This window comes from Dysgonomonas sp. GY75, assembly GCF_015234155.1.
GTDB lineage: Bacteria > Bacteroidota > Bacteroidia > Bacteroidales > Dysgonomonadaceae > Dysgonomonas > Dysgonomonas gadei.
In genome coordinates this window covers 1-21,592 of the sequence record NZ_JADCLQ010000002.1, presented here as the reverse complement: position 1 = coordinate 21,592, position 21,592 = coordinate 1, and the positions used below count along the sequence as shown (strand labels likewise).

The window sequence follows — 21,592 nt, the reverse complement described above, 5'->3', positions numbered from 1 at the left end:
AAATATATAATATATGAGAATAAAAGATTTGGCAATAATATCGGCAACAGCATTAATGTTGTTGTTTGTGGGATGCTCCAATGATAATGACTGGTTAGAAGATGAAGATGAAGGTAACACGGAAGTTCCTGATATAGTAATTGTAGATACCGGCAATGAAGATGATTATGTGGAAAATTCTACTTTCGACAATACTGTATATATAACCTTTTCTACAAATAATGCAGTAATTGAAAATTCTACAGAGGGAGTTGAAATAGTCCGGTCGGCAGCAGGTATCACAGTGACCTCGACAGTTAAAGGGGTTGAATATATAGTCTCCGGAACCACCTCCAACGGATTCTTGAAAATATACAGCGATTACAAATTCAAGCTTGTGCTCGACGGGGCTTCTATAACCAACACGTCAGGGCCTGCCATTAATATTCAGAGTGGTAAACGTTGTTTTGTTGTACTTAATCAAGGTACAACTTCGACACTTACTGATGGTAGTAACTATTCTACAGCTCCAAATGATGAAGATCAAAAAGGATGTTTCTTTAGCGAAGGAGAACTTATTTTCAGTGGTACCGGATCGTTAACTGTCAGAGGAAGTTATAAGCATGGTATATGTAGTGATGATTATGTGCGCATTCGAGAAGGAAGGATAACGGTTGATGGAACGATTAAGGACGGCATTCATACCAATGATGCGTTCATAATGGATAACGGAACATTGTCGATAACCTCATCCAGTGATGGTATTGAATGCGAAAATGGATATATATACATTAACGGAGGAAGTATGATTCTTAATCCGGGCGATGATGGCATAGCAGCTTCATTTGAAGGAACCGGCACCTCGGTAAATCCTACTGTTTATATCTCAGGTGGCAATATCACGGTTAATACTACTGCGCAAAAAGGCCAGGGAATAAAAAGCACAGGTGATGTTTCGATAAGTGGAACGGGAACATATACAATAAAGACAACCGGAATTGCAGCTAAAGGTATCAAAACCGGAGGGAATGTTGTAGTCTCGGGAGGAACAACTTTTATAACTACGTCTGGCGCAGCATACTATGACAGTACAGAAAAGGATACATCTTCGTCTTCAGGGATAAAAACCGGCGGCGATTTTGGGATGAGTAGCGGTATACTCACCATAAAGTCTACCGGAGCCGGAGGTAAGGGAATTAATACCGACGGTAGTTTCATTATGGACGATGGTACGCTTTCGGTTACCACCACAGGCACGAAATACACATATAGCAGCTCGCAAACCTCGTCACCCAAAGCCATCAAGGTCAACAGCCATGCTACTATCAACGGCGGTACCACTACGGTCTTATCAACATATCATGAAGGTATTGAAAGTCAGCGACAGATCACTATTAACGGAGGAACGGTGGATGTAACGGCGTATGACGACGCGATTAACGTTTCCCTCACAAGCGGTAATATTACCATCAACGGTGGCTCTGCCTATGCATTGGGAGCCTATAACAATTCATCGTCAAAACCCGGTGACGGGATAGACTCTAATGGTACGATTACCGTTACAGGCGGCGTTGTAATAGCTGCTGGCGGAAAATTACCAGAGGAAGGGTTCGACTGTGACAACAACCAGTTCAAAATAACCGGCGGTGTACTGATAGGTACCGGTGGAAGTACGAGTACTCCTACTTCTTCGGCATGCACACAACGTTCAATAATATTCAATGGTGTCAGCGGAACCCAGAACCAGTATATCCAACTCAGAGATCCTGGTGACAACGAAGTATTGACATATAAACTACCGGGAACAATCTCCTCAATGTGTATCTTGCTGAGCGCTCCGGGCATCAGCTCTACCGGAACTTACACGCTTGCCAAGGGTAGCAGCGCTGTAAGTGACGGCACGGAAATATTCAAAGGCTACTATACGGGGGCTACGTACAGCGGCGGTAGCGCCACTACGGTTTCAGTAAGTTCGATGGTCACAGGCTCAGGGTCTTCTTCTGGCGGTGGCGGCGGAAGACCATAATTGCGTAATAGTATGAAGAAAAGAATCGGGAAAAAATATTTTCAGATAGTATTAATCAGTCTTTTACTGATTAATCCGTATACTATATATAGCCAAAACGGCACACCATTCCCAGGTTCCCCTCCAGGAATGCCTCCCGGAGGAAAAGGAGGACCTCCTCCGGGAATTCCGGGTATGTTGCTTCCCGGGCAATCTTCATGGTAATAACCTGTATTTGGTGTTTAATTCAATGCTTCCAAAATTAAAATAAGGTGTGTGCCATATCAGTACCGGGCAAAGCCGGATAAAAATCAGGCATGCCCGGTACAAACTGCCCTGTTCCTGTATGCAATCCTATATTGTTTATTGTTGTCCGGCCTGTCTATACATCCGTTAGCTTATGGAACAAAAATAAATATGACAAAGTACATCGTACATCCGGAAAAACCGCTACCTTACATCTATCTCTATCCTTCCCGCCTGCAAACCTTTCGCCTTTGCTTCAAAGATCATCTTTCCGGCTTTTTCACCCGATTGTACTATCGAAGTCAACTGTCCGTTAAAGGCCTGCATCCGAGGCAAATGAAAGAGTTCGAGGGAAGTAGGGTCGCCGTTTGCCGATGCTTTATAGCTACCATCGCCTGTTACGGAGAAGGTTATCTGACGCTGATCATCAGGACATAAATTACCATCTTTATCCACTACCCTCACATTTATATAAGCAAGGTCTTTACCATCGGCAGCTAATTGCGTTCTATCAGCAACAAGTTCTATATGATGCGGCTTACCTGCCGTACGCACAATCTTTTCTTCCGCGACTTTACCCTGCTCATCATATGCAACTACTTTCACTTCGCCCGGTTCGTATATGGCGTCCATCCACATCAGGCGGTAGCGGTTCTGCACGGTAGTATTATTTTCACTCTGTTTTCCGTAGCTTTTACCATTGATAAAAAGTTCGGCTGAGGGATAACTCGTATAAACGAATACAGGAGTTTTCTCTCCTTCACGCCCTTTCCAATTCCAGTGAGGCAAGATGTGTAATGTACTCTCATTCTTATTCCACAGGCTACGATACAGATAATACCTGTCTTTAGGAATACTTGCCATATCTATAATACCGAACATAGAACTATGATTTGGCCACGCATCCGTATCATAGGGAGAAGGTTCGCCCAGATAATCGAATCCTGTCCATACAAATTGCCCCATAGTCCATTCATAATCATCTGCCAAAGCAAAATCATCATCCGGCAAATTTGACCATGCGCAATATTCGAAGTCGTAAGATGAAGACTGATGGTCGTCATATATGGCATCGGCTTTCTTTTCAACAGGAAATTTATATACTCCCCGTGAACTTACTGTCGATGATGTTTCTGTTCCAAGCACCAGGTTTTGAGGCAGTTTTTCGTAACCTTCCTGATAACGATGAGCACGGTAATTAAACCCGGGAACATCTATCATCGCGGCAAAACCGTTATTCAACACGCAACTAATCTGGTCCATTCCACAAGTAACAGGACGGGTAGGATCTTCACGATGGCAAATATCCTGCAAGAAAGAAGCCACCTTGTATCCCTGGTCGCTGCACTGGGTAGGCACCTCATTACCAATACTCCACATCACCACACTGGCATTGTTACGGTAGTTGCGCAGCATATTTACCATATCCCTCTCTGCCCATTCGTTAAAGAAACGGTGATAACCATTCTTGCACTTAGCGATGTCCCATTCATCAAACGGTTCTACCATCATCATAAAGCCCATCTCATCACACAGGGCAACCAGTTCCGGCGCAGGCATATTATGTGCCGTGCGTATAGCATCACACCCCATATCTTTCAGCATAGTCAACTGACGGCGCAATGCCGCTACATTAATGGCTGCTCCCAAAGGACCAAGATCGTGATGATTGCAAACCCCTTGAAACTTACGCCTTTTACCATTCAGAAAGAATCCCTTGTCGGCAATCAGTTTTATATCCCTTATACCGAACCGTGTGGTGTATTCGTCAACCTGTGTGTTTTTCACATATACTTTCGATATTGCATTATATAGATATGGTGTCTCTGGTGACCACAGTTGAGGTTTATCCACAATAAGATTCTGCTCGAAAGGCTGGCCATGGTTTATCTTGAGTGTATTATCTTTTTTAGCAACGACATTTCCTAATGCATCTTTTATTTCGGTAACTATCCGTACATCCGCGTTATCCGAATTGCTGATTTCAGTTTTCAGCTTCACCGAAGCATATTCTTCCGAAACAAAAGGCGTAGTAATATAAGTACCCCATACAGGCACATGTATTTCTTCGGTCACTACTACATGTACATTACGGTAAAGACCCGCTCCCGGATACCAACGCGACGACTGCGGTTTGTTTTCGAGCCGGACTGCCAGTGTATTGTTCTTACCGTCAGTATTCAGCAGATCCGTTACATCGCAATGAAAAGAGTTGTAACCGAAAGGCCAGAAACAGGCTTCTTTCCCATTTACATATACACGCGCTTCGCTCATAGCTCCATCGAAAAGCAGGGTAACACGCTTTTTCCCTTTCTCGAAATTACCCACATCAAACGTATTCCTGTACCAACCGATACCTACATAGGGTAATCCTCCGGTACGTCCGGTTTTTACAGTCGCTACTTTTTCCCCGTTCTGGGTAACCGCCACTTCCTGCAAATCGTGTTCACGGTCGAAAGGCCCGTATATAGCCCAATCGTGGGGAATAGTTACCGACTCCCAGTTTTTATCGTCAAAGCCTGTTCTGACAGCATCCGGATAATCGCCTTTGCTGAATTTCCAGTTTTTTTCCAGCAAGAACTCATTCCTTACCCCCTGGGCTTGCACCTGCATGGTTACCGCGCACCATAATACCAGGAGCATACAGGCGGCAGGTTTGGCGCACCTGCTTTTACGGTTTATTCTTTTTTCTTTCCTGTGTTTCATATAGTATTTTTTTCTCTTGTTAGTATAAGCACAAAGTAATCCATAATATCATTTTTATTAACAGATTATTCCTCTTTCTATCACCGGGATAGATATCCAGCCTCTCCAGTGGACTACTTTTCAATTATATTATACAGTTAAAAGCGTTTATTCCATCCAGATATCCCCGATCTCCAGGCTTGCATCCCGGCCGTTTCCGGCAGATATCTCCAGAATCTCTATATCCCGTATCCCGAAAGGTATTTGCGTGTCGGGGACAAAATACCGTTCCAGGAAGGTAGGGTATGGTGCAGGTAATATAGTTGTTTTCCCCTGCCTGAGGGCTGAAAGGGGGATTCTCACAACTCCACCGCTAGTATCCGGAACAAATGATGCTGTATAGGTGATCCCCTGCGAAGTAATAAAGCCTGCATCCAGGGAAGCGATGCCTCCTGCATTTTTAATAACCAGGCAGAGGTTGCCGGCAGCTTCCAGCCGTTTCATCCGGCAGCTTACCTCGTCTTTTATATATTTTCGCCAGAAAAAACGGGACTGCCCTTCATTTGTTTTCAGCCCGAATGCAAGCCTGTGGCCTGCGGCGAAGTCATGGATAACACCCCGCCATTCGATGCGAGCGGTTGCAGGTATGGCATATGTCTCCAACGGACGGTTATCCTCACTGTTTACCGACAGCAATTCGACAGGCGTTTCTGGTGTTACCACTTCCGTCCGGTAATATGTATCCGCATAATAATCCCAGTCCGTAGGCCTGCCTTCGACCCCAGCAGGGAATGTAACGGTCTTTCCCTGACCACAAACTACGATATGGTAGCGCAGCACATCCGTAGTTACCGCCTGTGATGGTATCTCCGCCCGGTAGGTATACCCTCCGGTACGTTCCATCCTGATATACGGGTTTCTGCCCGGGCGTGTGGGCCGTTGCAAACAGACAAGGACGGAATCCGGGAAGACAGGGCCTGCCACCTGTGCCTGTATCACCAGCGGCAGATCCCTCTCTGCTGTTTTTACCGGACGGTGCACTACACTAATAGCTTTCAGCCTGCTTTCAGGCGCAACGAACTCACCCAGGGTAATATTCTTCCAACGCGTACCGGCATTCCATAGGGAAGAGACATCCCCCATACCCTTGTTTTTCAGCAGGTATGCCCCGGGAACTATTTTGATGTTTGTCCCGGCAGCAGTTCCCTTATAATTGTTCCCCCGGTTTATCCCCTGCACCGTATAGCCCTCTTCGAGCCCGGGAAGGCGTATATCCATCTCCCAGCGGTTGTAAAGGACGGTAGCCACCTCTTTTTTCAGCGATGTGACGGCGAAAGGGTCTTCCAAAAGCAGGGCATCGGGCATAACCTCCAGCCTCCAGAGGCCTTCTTCGAGCCTGTCCAGGAAATACGCCCCTGTCCCTTCATAGGTGACTACGGGTGAGCTTCCGCATCCTGCGACAGACAGCAGCCTGTCCGGGCTGACCGGTACAGAGGCCGTATTATTCGAATAATAAAATGCCCCAGGGCTGTTCAGCTCGCTTAAATCCGAAAAGTAGCTTACGCGGAAATCCCCGAAGAGTGTGTCGGCCGGGTATTTGGGGTACTCCTTCCCTCGGGGGAGCCGGTAAGCGGCCTCTGCCGCAATTTTCATACCCAGGGCTTTATTCGGCGTATAGGCCAGGTTCAGGAAATGCGTCCGGTATTCGGTATTGGCCCATGCGATATCCAGGGGGTCGTAAGCGAACTGGGTGATCCACTGGAAACCCTGCGAGCGGAAACTGCGGGTCATGGCCGAGTACAAATGCGAATACATCACATCGGCAGGATCGTACTCATAGACGGCTTTGGCTTTTTTACTGAAATCCTTCATATCCGAAAAAGGAATGGTATAACTGTCCACCGACGGCAGGAAGTTCCCCTTGCGGGTAAATCCCGAGACCAGGCCCGTGGGGTACCACTGGTAGGTGGTCCCCTGTACCGAGCTGCTGTAGTAAGCCCCGGTATGGCACATATTGTGGCTCACGTTATAAAATACCGGTTTGCGGCTTCCCGCTTTGCCCAGGGCCGAGAGCATGGCCCCGATGTATTCTCCGGTTTGCCGCGGGCTTTTGTCATGGCAGGGTTCGTTATTGACCTCAAAGCCGGCGATGCCGGGGTCGTTCTTGTAACGGAGGCCGGTATAGGGGTTCACATGGTTTACCAGTTGGGCGAGATAGCGCTCCTGGGCGGCGATCGCCTGCGGGTCGCTGTGGACGTCGCATTTATTGTAGCGGTATGAAAAGCCGCCCGTATCGCTGTTTTTCTCCGGGTAGCCGTTCCCGAAATTGGTCATGGCTGTCATCAGTATATAGATGCCGCGTTCTTTTAAACGTGCCACTAAATAATCCAGCAGGTCCAGGTGTTCATTGCTCAGCAGGTTTCCCTGCCCGTCGGAAATCTCCACGTCCCAGATATGGATGCGGTAAGCATTCAGCCCCAGGCGGGCAAAATGATAGGTATCCCGGTCTATAGCCAGCTTGTGGTTTGTCCCGGTTTCATGTATGGCGCGGTAGGCATGTGCGAAAGGAAGGGTGTAATTGGTCCCGTAAAACGAGGCTTCCCCTCCGGTATCCTGCAGGCGGAGGACCCCGTCCTTATCGATATATACCCCGCCCGGGGAACTGCCCTGCGCCCAAAGGATGCCGGCCGCCAGCCACAACAGGCAGAGGACCGGTATATGTTTAATTTTTATCATGTTATATATACTGTTGTAATGTGTAAATGTAATCATTCATCCGACACCCGGTTATTCATCCTGCGTTGGTTTTTTCCCATCATCAAGTAATGTGGAATAAAAGGCCTTTATGTCCTTCCAGCGGTAATAGGGCAGGATATCGCTTGCTACCGGCGGGACGAGCGTTTCTTTTTCGTTGAGCAGGAACTTGACCAGTATATCGTCCGGGCCTTTGGAGCCTTCCCTTCGGAAGAATACGACCTGGATATTGGCGGCCATCGGGCTGACCCTAAAATTACTCCATACTTTGTAAAAGTCCGCGGGATCGGATACGCTTTCATAGCATCCCTCCAGGTGCAGCAGGAGGGTCAGGGGGATCAGGTTGCCGTCATGGGCGAAGCGCAGCGTTGCCCCGTTGCCGCCGGAAGAAATACAGCTTTCCGCGCTTTCCAGTATATTTTCCAGTAACGGTTTGGCGTTTGAGAAATTGACGCCCTTGTTCAAAGCGCTGTTGGCGCTCGAAACATAATTGCTGTAATTCCCGCATTGCCACAGGTCGAAAAGCTCCTGCCCTTCGAACAGGCCGAAAAGAGATACGTCCGTTTCCATGTTCTGCATATTGCCCGCGATGGTAAACAACGCCCACATTATACTTTTGGGGTTGACCTTTTTAAGTATAAAGCCGCTGTCCGAGAACAATGAGGCAACCAGCCTGCCAGGCTTTACATGGCTTTCCTCAAATTTGCGGTACTGTTCGCGCCATTCACCCGCCGCTTTGAATGCATTCGATCCGGGTGAGTAATGGTCTAGGTAGCGCATGTATTTATCGCAGGACTCCATTTCTATCTGCAAGGCGGGATTAAGTTCTTTGAGCTTCATGCTGAAGGCCGCCATGCTCAGGACGCAGCGCACAGCCGTGGTCGACCTGGCCGATATACGCGCATCGCCGGAAAACACCCCGGGGAAATCCCCGTACATCCGCCCGGCGATCTCCCCCTGCTGGCGTACACCCAACGGGGACAGCGCGCTGCCCTTGCCTTCGGCTTCCTGCCATACCCGGCATAAGCGTTTGTAAACGTCTTCACCCAGCGGGGTCAAAGCATTCGCTTTATAGCCTTCGGCAAAGATATCGAGTACGCCTTTGTACTGCCTGTCGCTTACCAGGTAGCGTGAGCCATGCCTGCCCAGATGGCTGATATAAAAAGGGTGGTAGCCTTTGGGTGCAGGGGCCTGCGGCTTTATCTCCTCCCCGGGATAAGCATAATATACCCCGCCGCTTTTTTCGGGCGTCCGGCTTATTTCGGCGGGCGAAGTTTGCCCGGACAATACGTTGAAACTAAAAAGGGAAGCAAGCAGCAGCAATATACAGAATATTCTTATCTGTTTTGGTTTCATACAATTTTTATTTTTTACCCACAACAGGGCATATTATATATTATACAGGCATTGAATAAATGAAAAGCACTTCCGCAAAAGATCAGGGTATTCCTGCACACGCCTTTTTGCGGAAGTGTTTCCCTCTAAAGGAAAATGTTTATTAATAGCCTGTATTCTGCTTAATGTTGGAATTGGCGCTCAGGTCGGTCTCCGGAATGGGGAAGAGCCTGTACTTGTCGTCGATAGCCTTTCCTGCGGCTTGCCCGCCTTTGAATTCCCAAAGGTAATCCCCCGAGGTGAATTTACCGAAGCGGACCAGGTCGGTACGGCGGACACATTCCAGATAGAGTTCCCTTGCACGTTCGTCCAGGATAAAGTCCAGGGTAAGCTCTCCGGCGGTTATATTGCCCGAAGTGTTGCCATAGGCGCGGGTGCGCACCTGGTTCACATAAGCGAGGGCTTTGGCCGTCGTATTTCCCTGCGGATCGGTGCCTCCCCTTAATGCCGCTTCGGCATACATCAGGTAGATATCAGCCAGGCGGAAGATGGGAAAATCAGTACATGCACCGCTGGAGGCCGTATTGGAGGCTGTCTGGCCGTCATCGGTCAGGTTGGTCCATTTCCCGAACAGGTAGCCGGTAAACTCATCCTGCATATCGGTCACATACTGTGATTGGTTTGTGGTAAAGAACATAGCCCTGTTGTCGCCGTTCCCGAATTTAGAAGTCAGCGCTCCCTTGGCCCGGAAAGAGGTCCAGCCGCTTGCCACCCCGTAATCGGCAGGGTCCTGCGCTTTATTGGAACTGGAAACCGAACCGGCGATAAAATAAGTGGTCGCACCCGAACTGACCGTATGTACACCATCGATGGCAAAGGCGAAGATAATCTCGTTGGTACGCAAATGGTTGTCCGCATTGAACAACAATGCGTAATTATCTTCCAGTGAAAAGCCGGAGGTGATGACTTTGTTGCAGGCGGCGATACACTGGCTGTAATGCTCTTCCGCTTCGTAACTGCCTGCATTCAGGTACAGCCTGGCCAGCAGGGCATTGGCAGCCGCCTTGCTAGTCCGGGCATATTCTGTGGCGGAAGCTTCCGGTAAATCGGCTTCCAGCACGGTCAATTCTCCATCCAGGAAATCAAAAAGCTGCCTGCTGTTGTATTGCGGCGGCAGGAAACCGCCAACCGGGTCGTTTTCGTCCACAAAAGGAGCGTTACCGAAAAGATCCAAAGCGTGCCAGTAGGCCAATGCCCGCAGGAAGCGCGCTTCGGAGCGGAAAGCCCTCAACCGGGTTTGTTCGGAGTGAGAAAACCCGGAGATGGCCTCTTCCGTTGAATTACGCAGGAACTCGTTGCAGATGGAAATAGTGAAATAGATCTGGTAATACATATCGGAGGCAAAAATATCGGAAGCGTTCCACTGGTGGTAGCAGAGGTCGAAGATAACACCTGACCAGGTATAGGCCACTTCGTCGGTCGGTAATTCCTGCAGGTTGATATAGGAACGCATATAATCATAGCCCTTATTGGTGGCAAAGTCCCTGTTGCCTCCTCCCCGTTCCTGCCCGTTGATCACAAAGGAAGCATAGAGCTTGGCCAATACCATCTTATAGTTTTCAACGCTGGTATATACATCCTTGGAGGTTGTTTCAATATGGGGATACTGGTCCAGTTCGCCCGTACACGAAGGCATAAGGGTTAAAGCCAGTATTCCGGTGAATATATATCGTATTATTTTCATATGATGTATTGTTTAATAGTTAGAACTGTAAACCTATGTTTATTGAATAAGTACGGGCGCGGGGATAAAAAGAGGATTCGATACCCCGGTATATCTCGGGGTCGACACCCGAATAGCCGGTGATGGTAAAGGCGTTCTGCACCATTCCCGTCACATTGAGGCTACAGCCGGGCAATACCTTCCCGAAGTTATACCCCAGGCTGATAATGTCCATTTTCAGGAAGTCGGCTTTTTCCAAATAATAATCGGAGAGGTACTGGAGTTTCCCGAAACCTGTTTCCAGGTAGCTCGATGATAAATTGTTGATCTGCGCCGTATTCCAGGATATGACTTCGGCAGCACCCAGCCTCATGGCATTGTTGTTGAAAATCTTCGCTCCTGTATTGGCTCGAAGCGAGAAGCTGAAGTTCCATTTCTTATACCGTAAGCGGCTGTTGAGCCCGAATATAAAATCAGGGAACGGGGAACCTGCCTCATAACGGTCATCCGAATTGGTGATACCGTCGGGCTTGAAATCTTCGAACTTGCCTTCCAGCGGCTTGCCGTCATCCCCGTAAAGTTGTTTGTACAGGTAGAACGTATATGGCGTGCTGCCCTCTTTGAGTATTTGAAGGTAGTTATTCCCGGAAGTGCTGCCCACGTAGGTGATCGGGGATTCGTTACCTTCGACCAGGGCCAGGTTGGTGATCGTCATTTTCTGCCAGGTCATGTTAAAAGCGACGTCCAGCCCCCAGTCCTTATTGTCGAGGATAGCCGAGGAAAGCGACAGTTCGAGACCTTTGCTTTCCATATTGCCGACATTGGTGGTCACGTTCTTGTCGAAGTTGGCGCCTGCCGGCGAAGGAACCGTGGCCAATAGATCTTTCGTTTTTCGTGTGTAGTAATCCAGTTCCCCTGAGATCCTGTTGTTGAACAAACCGAAATCGAGCCCCGCGTTATAGGAAGTGGTACTTTCCCATTTAAGGTTGGAAACATAGGCTTCCGGGCGGTAGGTGTAATAGTAGCTGTCGCCGAAGAGGTATTCGGCCCCGTCCTGGCTGATGGTATATACAGGAATATAACTGTAGTCCGATATGCCGTCCTGCTGCCCGGTCTGGCCGTAGCTGAACCTTAGTTTAAGGTTACCCAGCACATCATTGCCTTTCAGGAAGGATTCTTCGCTCAATCGCCAGGCTAAAGCCATGGAAGGGAATACGCTGTACCTGTTGTCTTTGGAGAACCGCGACGAGCCGTCCCTGCGGATAGTGGCCGTCAGCAGGTACCTGGAATCGAAGGTGTAATTAAGCCTCCCATAGTAAGATAGTAGGGTATGCCTGTTATCAGTGGCGGCAGATGCGGATTGAGGTACCCCCGCAATATTGTATTCCTCGTAGAAAGCCGTGCGCGCTTTCCACTTCTGGAAATCATAACCACCCGTCAGCTCGATACGGCTCTTTACCTGCTCCAGGTCTTTGGCGTAGTTCAGGTAAAAGGTGAACAGGGCGTTATCCTTCTTCTGCGGGCCGTAAGTATAGTCGCGTCCCCCTGTAGCAAAGTATTGTGCGGCCCCGGCAGGGACAAAAACCGAACCTTTGCCTTTGGCATAGTCGTATCCCAGGGTCAGGTGCGCACGCAGGCCGGGCAGGAAATGGAACTTATAGTCGATGTCGAAATTCCCGGTAAAACGCTTTACGTCGCTGACGGATTTATACTGCTTGAGGATACCTGCCGGGTTGAGTACCTGCCCGGCGATGGTCGGGGTGCCTTTCGAAGGGTCCAGCGCTTCGTTATAGCCGCCATAATCACTGTTGCCGGAATAGACGCCGGTAGTCGGGTTATAGGCTGAGGCGTTGTAGATAGCCGTTGTGTTGGCGAAGCGGTTGTTATTGAGCGCTGCCCGGGCATTCAGGCTGAGTTTCAGGTGCCCGCCGAAGAAAGAGGGCGACAGGTTCAAACTGCCCGAAAAACGCTCGGTATTGTCGGTCTGCAGGATACCGTCCTGGCTGTAATAGCCCAGTGAGGCCCTTACCGGAAAGTCTTTGGTTATGGCCGTGGAGATACTTATATTATTATCCGTGCCGTAAGCCAGCCTAAATATCTCATCGTTCCAGTCGGTATTGTAATCGCCCAGCAGGGCTTTCTGCGCGTCGGTGCCGTCCCTGCCTATCACATAGCGGTACTGCTCCGGATCGAGCATGGGGGTCATCCTTGTCTTCTGCTGGATGGAATGGGTGGAGGATACATCGATTTTCAACCCTTTAGAACCTTTTTTGGTGGTGATCAGGATAACCCCGTTCGAGGCACGTGAGCCGTAGATGGCTGTCGAGGAAGCATCTTTGAGGATGGTCATGTTCTCGATATCGGCGGGATTTATCATGCTTAAAAAGTTACCGCTGTTGCCGCTGATGCCTCCTGCCTCCAGGGGAACACCGTCCAGGACGATCAAAGGGTCGTTGCTGGCGTTCAGGGACGCGCCCCCGCGGATACGGATCGTACTGCCCGAGGAGGGTGAGCCGCTGCTTGAGATAATGGTCACACCCGGTACTTTCCCGTTGATAAGTTGTGCAGGAGAATTGACCAGTCCGCCATTGAAGTCTTTGGCGCTGACGCTGCTGATGGAACCTGTCAGGTCGGTTTTGCGCTGTGTGCCGTAGCCGATAACGACCACCTCGTCCAGTATACCCGTGTTTTCCTTCAGGACGATATCGATTGTCCTGCGTCCTGTGGCCTCTACCGTTTGCGGGTCGTAGCCGATATAGGAAAAGGTCAGGGAGCTTTTACCTTCGGGGATGGACAGCGAATAATGCCCGTCGGTGTCGGTTACCGTGCCGGTAGTGCTGCCTGTTACAACGACAGAGACACCGATCAGAGGTTCGCCCGAGGCGTCTGTGACCGCACCCGATATTGTGCGCGGGGTTTGTGCCGACAGGGAGATACATACGGCCTGCAGCAGGATAATTGCCGAAAGGCCGCTTAATCCGCGTCCGATGAAGGAATACCACCGGTGCAGGATGTTGGCTTGTTTGTTTTTTTGCATATGTTTTTATTTTAGGTAATTGGTATTTTTTATTTAAGGCATAGCTTGCCCGGCCCGCCCGGAATGTGCTTCCCGGCAGGGAGATACTTTAACATATATTTCAGAAAGGATGTACCTCCGCGGAGGTATACAAGAATATGTAAATTAATATTAAATGACCATAAAGGACATCAGTTGTCAGGGAGGCAGCCTGCCAAGCCATGGGGCGTAACGGGGCAAACAGGTGAGTATTGTTTGTACCAGTAGTAACATTTGATCGGTTAAAAAATATGTAACTAATGTATCAGAGTAAAGGTTAACCGGATAATAACTAGCTTCCGGATAATTTGTAAAACAGAGGAATGGGCAATGGATGACATTTTTGCCGAGTGTCGGGAGTAACAAGGGCTGCGCGAAGTTTGTGTATATATATACAAAAGAGGCGCAGAGCATTGTTACAATTCCCCCTAACAGGCTCCGCAAAGTGCCGTGCAAAAGAAAAGAACAACGTCCACGCCCTTATATATTTCTAAGGGCGCTTCCATCGCTTTTCGACCTTTTGCTTTGAATTTTGCGGATTCGTTAGGAAGATCAAAAAGTTAAAGCGCTATATGTAGTATTCCGTATCGTGAAATACGGCACAAATATAGTGTTTCGTTTTTATATTATTGTTATGTTTTCATGGCGTTTTGGTTTTAATTATCTCTAGTCAGTATAAATATATAATATTAGTTCTTTAATATAATCTTGCAATAAAAAAGCGGGGGAACATCCCTATTAGCCACTAAGGGAGTCCAATCCCGCTGTACAAATATGAAATGCCCCTTCCGCTGTTCGGTTGGCATTTAACACAGTTAAAGTTGTACTGGGATTATTGGACTTTTTAAGTGGCTGTTTAACAGGTAAACGCTTTATTAATTATTTATGAAAAAGTTTATTGATTTTTGCCGCTGCAAAATATATTATCGTATGTATAATTTGTTATTGCAAAAATAGTAGACTATCTTGCATTTAGGAAATTTTATTCATTATAAATAATTCAAATCACTCGTTGCTGTAAATCAGTTAGATATAGTTGTAAATAAATATATTTACTTATCACCTTATGTATATATTGAATAATTTATAGTAATTTCGTCAATACAATAATTAATTTTCACGCAAATTGAATAAAGATGGATAAAAATATAGTTAATGATACCAGCACTCAAATTCATCATGGCGAAAATGTAAGATTTGTCCGTGATGTAATTTTGGGATGGTCGCAGGAATACTTTGCATCTAAAATGCAAATGCATCAGAGTGACGTTTCAAAATTGGAAAATCAAGAAGTAATTAACGATAAAAAATTAAAACAAATTGCAGATGAATTAAATGTTGATGTTAATGCATTAAAATATCGTAATTTACGGAATGAAGCAAAGACATATATTTTTGAGATACAAGGGGATTATAATGTTAATTCAAGCAAGGTTATTAATCCGCTAGAAAAGGTTTCCGAATTATACGAAAGAATAGTTGATTTAAAAGAAGAAATCGCTGTATTAAAATATAAACTGGAGCAAGCGGATAAAAATAAATAAGTCGGTCAGGTTGATCGGTCAGAAAATTAAGCCGAAATAAAGAATAAGAAGAAATAATATATAGTAACTCCCGAACCGTTCGGGAGTTTTTTATTATCTATATATTCCCTTATCTATAATGCATATCGCGACAGATTTAGTATTTTATTAGTACATATGTTTTTTATTCCTGAGAAGATAGCCGGAAATAACTTCGCGCCTTATCCCTTTGGCAAATATATAATTAGCCTTCCTCACCGGTCAAATTCATGTCCCCGCGGGATTTAGTAAAAATTTGACGTTTCGAAGGCAATATGGCGAAGCCAAACGGACAAGCATGCGAAGCCACTTCCGACGCATGCTATCTAAAGAATATCCCAAATGGGAACTTGTGATTATATTTTCCTACGCATACCTGTTTTTTAATTTTGAGATAAGCCTTTACCTTTTTTTGCTTTTGCTTCTTTTCTCGGATCGTCCCAACTTTCCTTGTATTCATTATCCGATTTGTTTTCTTTCCACAAGTAAGGGTGGGCAAATCCGCCACCTTACCATTTTACTTTAGCCCGGGTGAGATATTCTTCTTCAATTAGTATTTTATCCCTGACCCTCATTCCAAATTTTTCAGTATTCTCTTTTACGGAATTAAAATCTTTCTCAGTCAGTTTGAGATTAAGAGAGCAGGATAGTTTCTCTTTTTTCTTCTTGGACCTCCCTCGAAGAGCTTTGCCTCCCGGTTTATCTTTATTTTCCATAGCTGTTTCTTTTAATATTACAGAAAACTATCAGATGCCCATTTACATCTGAGCGAGCGATTTTCGGGTAACCCGTGCGATTCCCTACTTAATTAAAGTTCAGCCCTTCCCTTATCAACACGAAATATGGTACTATGGCTTCTGCTGACTTCTCACGGCAAACTTTACTCCGTGTATCAAAAAAACGTCCACACGTCTGTGAGACCTCTCTGGTTATAAACGACAACTTTCATCCCATGTGTTCCCTAACTTTACTCTATATGAATTCGGATAGTTACCGGACTTCGCCTTGTCATGTAAGCTCGTCTTCCATAATTCAGCCTTGTAGCCAGTATCTATTTGTGGAGCCGGAACTTTGCCTCCAACTTCCTTCAGATTCCACCTCGCGATGAACACCCTTGCCTTTGGCTAACGATTCCCACTATCAGGGCTCGTTCGGGACTGTCGCCCCTGCCGGGCAAACATAAAACAGGCTTCGGATATTTTCCGAAGCCTGTTTCTGTATATTGTACTTTCCATTTTTATTTCAGCAACTTACGATTCTCCACCTCCTGTAATACCCGCATCTGTTGGATAGCTATCTGATTGAGCTTTTGCAGCCGTTCAGACTGCGGTATTTGCTCATTTATCAGAACGGCATTGATATTTTCCATGTTCGACAGGCAAATCAACTCGTTGATAGTAGCATAGTCGCGAATATTGCCTTTCAGGTCGGGGTTAGCCTCCCGCCATTGCTTGGCCGTGATTCCGAAAAGAGCCATGTTCAGCACATCCGCTTCGTTGGCATACACGATGGATATTTGCTGGGGTGTCAGTTCATCGGGGATAAGGTTGTGCTTTACGGCATCGGTATGAATATGGTAGTTGATTTTCGAGAGTTCCCGCTTCGCAGACCAGCCAAGTTGCTGCTGTTCCTGCTCTTTGAGACGTTGAAATTCGGTTATCAGATATAATTTAAATTCAGTATTAACCCATGAGGCAAACTCAAAGGCTATGTCTCTATGTGCATATGTTCCACCATTAGCTCCATTTTTGGTGACAACTCCAGTCGCACTCGTCAATTCAACCCAGCGTGTTGGACTCATCGTAAAAGCATTTGTGCCTGCTTCATACATAAGGGGGTCGAATTCGACCCCCTTAAAGGTCGGATTATTCAATTTTTCCCATAAACCTAAGAATATCAGCGTGTTTTTACTTCGCATCCAGTTTTTAACAACATCCTTCGGTTCTATCGGATTGCGTATTTTTGCTATATCAGTGATAGATATGTAATCTGTATTATTGATATGCAGCATTTTAACTTTTGTTCCTTGCACATCTAAATCCTTTTTAGCCATACTTTATTCTTGTTTTTAATTGTGGCTAATTCGGCACAATTAGGTTTTACAAATTTAGTTGAAAATATTGGTATTCTTTTAATTCCATCGAATTCGATGGAATTAAAATGCGACATTTCAGTTGAGTACTGAGTATTGCAACGGAAATATAAGCATTGTTGTTATGTCATGCGTAATAGTTCTCGTTATGATCCACTTCCTAAAAGCCTCTGCTTTTTCTGATTGTACCCGAAATGCTACGGCAACTATCATTTCCAGCCCGTAATAATCGGGACAAGCATTCTGCCCCCCCGACAGTGCAACTCATCGTATAGTTGCGGCAATACCTGCTTTTTCAACGGAACGAATGTGCCTCTTTGCTGTCCTGTAGTAAATACCAAACAGATCTGCAATCTCTGGAACAGTCATTCTTACGTTGTTTGGAACGGTCACTGTTCCATTATCTGTAAAAGAGGGTCTTGATAATATGTTGTTATCTAGCTTGGAAAAAGCTCCTCATTTGATAAATTTTTACTGGATGGGGGAATACCTCCCTGATAAGTATAAAATTTCGCTTACTAAAGAAAAACTCTACGATTTTGATGGAGCGTTTGAGTTCATTGATAAAATATAACTACACATTAAGTCTTAATTCCTCCTCTATTCTTTTGTACTGGACTGATGACTCCATCACTCTTTTTACCAGTTTCATTAAAAAAGAATAGCTCGTTATTCGGACAAGATACTTATAGATTCTCAATTCTAATAAACCCTAACCAGATATATTAATACGTTCTCTTATAACTAAAAAGAATAGGACGGATTCATTGGTATTAGCGTCTTTCCAATCTCCAGTCTTTTCTCTTTATCTACCCCTGCTTCTGTAGCGTAAAAATCCCATTGCCGGACTTTATCGTAAATCTCATCAATTATTTCTCCGGCTTTTTTATTCCGGACAGACCGTCCGATCTTTATCAGGTCTTCTCTGGTAATATTATCCCGCTTTCCATTAATACTCAGAGCATGGCGGCTGACCCATTCACTTCCGGGACGATATGCATGGCAAATATCATAGGCAGGAGCAAGTTGCCAGCGACTGTCCTGTTTAAGAATGAAGGAGAAATTCTTGGTATGGTCGTCACAATTACGTGCAATTACATTAAATACCAATCGACGAAACATCTGTTCGGCTTCAGCATACGTTAATTTCAATTCACGCATAGTCTGGAATAATTGTTCATAACTGTAGCTATTTATACGGTTATAATCAAAATGTTTCAACGCACAAAAAGTTTGTATATGGTGCTTTGTCCGGCTGCCTTCCCTGTCAAAACGCTTAGTCATAAAATGTGCCCGGCCATTTTCTTCCAACAAGCGGCAAGGCATCATTTCTATACCGCAATCTACTGCCATCAGGTAATAAGCATACTCAACACGTCCGTAACCGTGTGTTGCGCCTAATTGGACCTCACTTACCCCGTCCAACTTAAGCAGCCAATGCTCAAAGCCTTCCGGAGCTTTTGTCTGTCCGGAACGAACTTCTCCCGTTTTTTCATTATAGGCAATTACTGCTTTCGGACGTGCCCCTCCGGCCGAAGTTCCGATTTTTAGGATTTCCCGCATAGCTTTCTCTTCCCCCGACTTTAAGTTGGTCACAAAGGCTTCTTTTTTGGATAGCATTTTACCTGCAATCTCGACCAGGCTATCCATATCAACGGCAAAAGTATTGATACTTTGTTTTTGCATTGCCGGTTCGAATTCCAAAGCTCCCATTCCTCTTTCTCCGATAAAACATAACATCTCGACCGGATTCATGCTGTTTTCGGGGCGTCCTTGCTGAGCCAGCCATAAGTTGACCAGTTCACTACCATAACGGTCAGGCAGCATATCGGCTAGCAATCCCGGTAACCCTTTGAATGTATCATATACCGAATCTCTTTCTTTGCGTAATTCGGGGAATGAATATATTTTTTGTTCGGGTGTCAATGGCATTTTAAGAGGGGAAAGTTCCCAGCCTAATTTTTTGAAGGCCGGGTCATATTCAAAAGATGCAATACCGGATTTTTCATCCCAGGCTACAGCTCCTGCTGTTTGGCCCCATATTTTTACGAAAGCTGTATTCATACCTTACCAGTCAATTTCATCATTAGTATCTTTGGATGTATTTTTGGAGGAAGAAACCCTTTGCCGTTTTTTCTTTTCAGCACGGGCGAGTTGTAACGGGCTTTGCTGTTTTACAATAGTAAATGCATCAATAACATGTAATAAGTCTAAAACACGTAATACCTGAATAAGTGTAGCGAGTGTTACAGTTTCACCCCGCTCCAGAAGGCTCAGTGTAGAACGGCTGATTCCTGCCTCTTTGGCTAATGCATCCTGTGTCTTATTTTGTTCTATACGATGATGTCTGACAAATGTTCCTATCTGCCGGCTTATAGCATCATCACTCATAGCATTCCATTTATTGTCTGAAATATCGTTCATTATAGTTTGTTTATTGATTTAATGAATGGGATATAACGCAAATATAATAATTATATTCAATATTTGTATTTTATGAATTATATTTCAGTCATTATAGAGTATATTAGCACGTAATGACTGATCAGTCATTCACTGCTTAAGTGTTTCTTGAATATATTCTAATAAAACATATCTTTCAAAAATTACTTCTAAATATTTGTCCAGGTAAAGAGAGTCTTAATAAATTCATTTTTTGATTTGTTATCTCTCTAAAGATACATCTATTTAATGCTTCATAGCTTTAGTGAATTAAATATAGCTATCACAAATCAAATATTCGGCAGTAAATAAGAATAACTGCCGAATATTTGGTATATATTTGCACTTTAAATGATAGTTAAGATGAAGGTCGATAAATATATAGAAGACTTAAATACACTTTTTGCGAATAAAGAAGAGGTATAGTTTATCCTATTTTTCTTGCCGTACTTTTACTATACTTTCTCTTATCATATTCAGCTATTCCTTTTAAACTTTCCTTTACATGATTTATTAGAATCCCACAGCTATGTTGAAAGTGGGAGTATAGTCATTGATGTAGCGAAGAATGTAGTTTCAAGGGATGAGATAATAATAGATGTGGCTAATGTTGAATCTGTGCCTACTAATTTTTAAACACATCTCTGGGAGCTCTTATGGATATTTACGGAGTGGAGAGAACAAAAAAGAGTTTTAGGTTTAAGAATATACTTAAAACTCAAGTTGATAGAATCTCAAAATATTTTAATGACTATCAGTCACTCCTAGCGTCTTGTCAATGAATTATCATTCTATATTATTAGAAAGAGAAGTGAAACTTCTCTTTTTTTTATATAATAAAACCGTTCAATCTCACGACTAAACGGTTACAATGAATATTAACCTTAAATCTAATACCATGAAAAACACTATGTTTTGAATATCAACTTCTTAATTAATGAGAATATAACACTCCTGTATCTTATACCTAAATAGAGAGCCAAAGCAACTAATACTAAAGATGTAAACCATATACAAGCCTCCTGATACCATTTCAATTTATTCACTTCTATAATATCTCCTTTTACCGGATAAGGGACACGTATAGTATCTGTTAGGTTGACGGTATCTTTAACAAACTTATCTTTATATACAAACCTGTACTTATTCAAAAAAACAGTGTCGTTTCTTGAATAAAGAAATACGGAATCAAGAATATGCACCGAATCTTTGACTAACTTATCCCTATATTCAGTTTTCACACTCTCAACAGGCACATATATCGTTTTACTTTTGCAGCTTGTCAAAAGCCATAGTAATTGCAAGCAGAACTATTATGATTGCTATTTGTATTTTGGTAGCCTTTTTCATTTTTTATGCATTATTATTTAAAATCTAAGAGAATCATACTTATATGAAACACTATCGTATGGAGTATGGTGTAAAATGAAATGAAATCCACTAGCCCGCCGTAAATATGCCTGCTAAAATTTCAGAACTCCGTTTAGCTGTCCTATCTTTGCGATAAGACAATAATCCGGCAGTAACACCCCCGGGGCAAGTCCCGGGATTGAAATCCCCGGGAGTACGAGAAATTTGCCGGTAAACGAACAATACATATGGTAACAATAATTACAATCCAATCTTAAACTATGGCGACATTAAAATTTATCCTGCGTCCCTCCGCGCGTGGGGGTCGCAGCCAGGGGAGCCTTTGCCTCCGGCTGATCCACGG

Annotated in this window: 13 protein-coding genes; 3 read left to right on the top strand and 10 right to left on the bottom strand. The window is 44.9% G+C overall.

Features of this window, described 5'->3' with window-relative positions:
* Positions 1-13: 13 nt before the first annotated feature.
* Positions 14-2,005 (top strand): carbohydrate-binding domain-containing protein, encoded by a 1,992-nt coding sequence (locus IR083_RS00865; protein ID WP_242052321.1) that lies wholly within the window; start codon positions 14-16, stop codon positions 2,003-2,005.
* 12 nt (positions 2,006-2,017) lie between these two features.
* Entirely contained in the window at positions 2,018-2,209 is a 192-nt protein-coding gene (locus tag IR083_RS00860; RefSeq protein WP_194222867.1) for a hypothetical protein, read from the top strand.
* A gap of 225 nt (positions 2,210-2,434) precedes the next feature.
* On the opposite strand, the gene IR083_RS00855 is transcribed toward IR083_RS00860, so the two are convergent.
* From IR083_RS00855 to IR083_RS00835, 5 genes are all read right to left on the bottom strand, one after another.
* A complete protein-coding gene (locus IR083_RS00855; RefSeq protein WP_194222941.1) occupies positions 2,435-4,873 on the bottom strand; it encodes a glycoside hydrolase family 2 TIM barrel-domain containing protein in 2,439 nt (812 codons plus the stop codon).
* A 210-nt stretch (positions 4,874-5,083) separates the two neighbouring features.
* The gene (locus IR083_RS00850; RefSeq protein ID WP_194222866.1) at positions 5,084-7,651 is read right to left on the bottom strand and encodes a hypothetical protein; all 2,568 of its coding nucleotides are present in this window, start codon (positions 7,649-7,651) and stop codon (positions 5,084-5,086) included.
* 51 nt (positions 7,652-7,702) lie between these two features.
* Positions 7,703-9,025 carry a histidine-type phosphatase gene (locus IR083_RS00845; protein ID WP_194222865.1) on the bottom strand — a complete coding sequence of 441 codons (1,323 nt, stop codon included), beginning with the start codon at positions 9,023-9,025 and terminating at the stop codon, positions 7,703-7,705.
* Positions 9,026-9,167: 142 nt separating this feature from the next.
* Entirely contained in the window at positions 9,168-10,748 is a 1,581-nt protein-coding gene (locus tag IR083_RS00840) for a RagB/SusD family nutrient uptake outer membrane protein (protein ID WP_194222864.1), read from the bottom strand.
* Between the two features lie 19 nt (positions 10,749-10,767).
* Entirely contained in the window at positions 10,768-13,716 is a 2,949-nt protein-coding gene (locus IR083_RS00835; protein ID WP_410492834.1) for a SusC/RagA family TonB-linked outer membrane protein, read from the bottom strand.
* Positions 13,717-14,918: 1,202 nt separating this feature from the next.
* On the opposite strand from IR083_RS00835, the gene IR083_RS00830 reads away from it, so the two are divergent.
* On the top strand, positions 14,919-15,326 hold the full coding sequence (locus IR083_RS00830) for a helix-turn-helix domain-containing protein (protein ID WP_194222862.1): 408 nt from the start codon (positions 14,919-14,921) through the stop codon (positions 15,324-15,326).
* 527 nt (positions 15,327-15,853) lie between these two features.
* Here IR083_RS00830 and IR083_RS00825 read toward each other — a convergent pair.
* From IR083_RS00825 to IR083_RS00800, 5 genes are all read right to left on the bottom strand, one after another.
* Entirely contained in the window at positions 15,854-16,060 is a 207-nt protein-coding gene (locus tag IR083_RS00825) for a hypothetical protein (protein WP_194222861.1), read from the bottom strand.
* Between the two features lie 521 nt (positions 16,061-16,581).
* A complete protein-coding gene (locus tag IR083_RS00820; RefSeq protein ID WP_194222860.1) occupies positions 16,582-17,397 on the bottom strand; it encodes a KilA-N domain-containing protein in 816 nt (271 codons plus the stop codon).
* Between the two features lie 783 nt (positions 17,398-18,180).
* Positions 18,181-19,500 (bottom strand): type II toxin-antitoxin system HipA family toxin, encoded by a 1,320-nt coding sequence (locus IR083_RS00810; RefSeq protein WP_194222859.1) that lies wholly within the window; start codon positions 19,498-19,500, stop codon positions 18,181-18,183.
* A gap of 3 nt (positions 19,501-19,503) precedes the next feature.
* Entirely contained in the window at positions 19,504-19,860 is a 357-nt protein-coding gene (locus tag IR083_RS00805; RefSeq protein ID WP_194222858.1) for a helix-turn-helix domain-containing protein, read from the bottom strand.
* A 926-nt stretch (positions 19,861-20,786) separates the two neighbouring features.
* Complete coding sequence (locus tag IR083_RS00800; RefSeq protein ID WP_242052320.1) at positions 20,787-21,164, bottom strand: hypothetical protein; 378 nt, start codon at positions 21,162-21,164, stop codon at positions 20,787-20,789.
* Between the last annotated feature and the right edge of the window lie 428 nt (positions 21,165-21,592).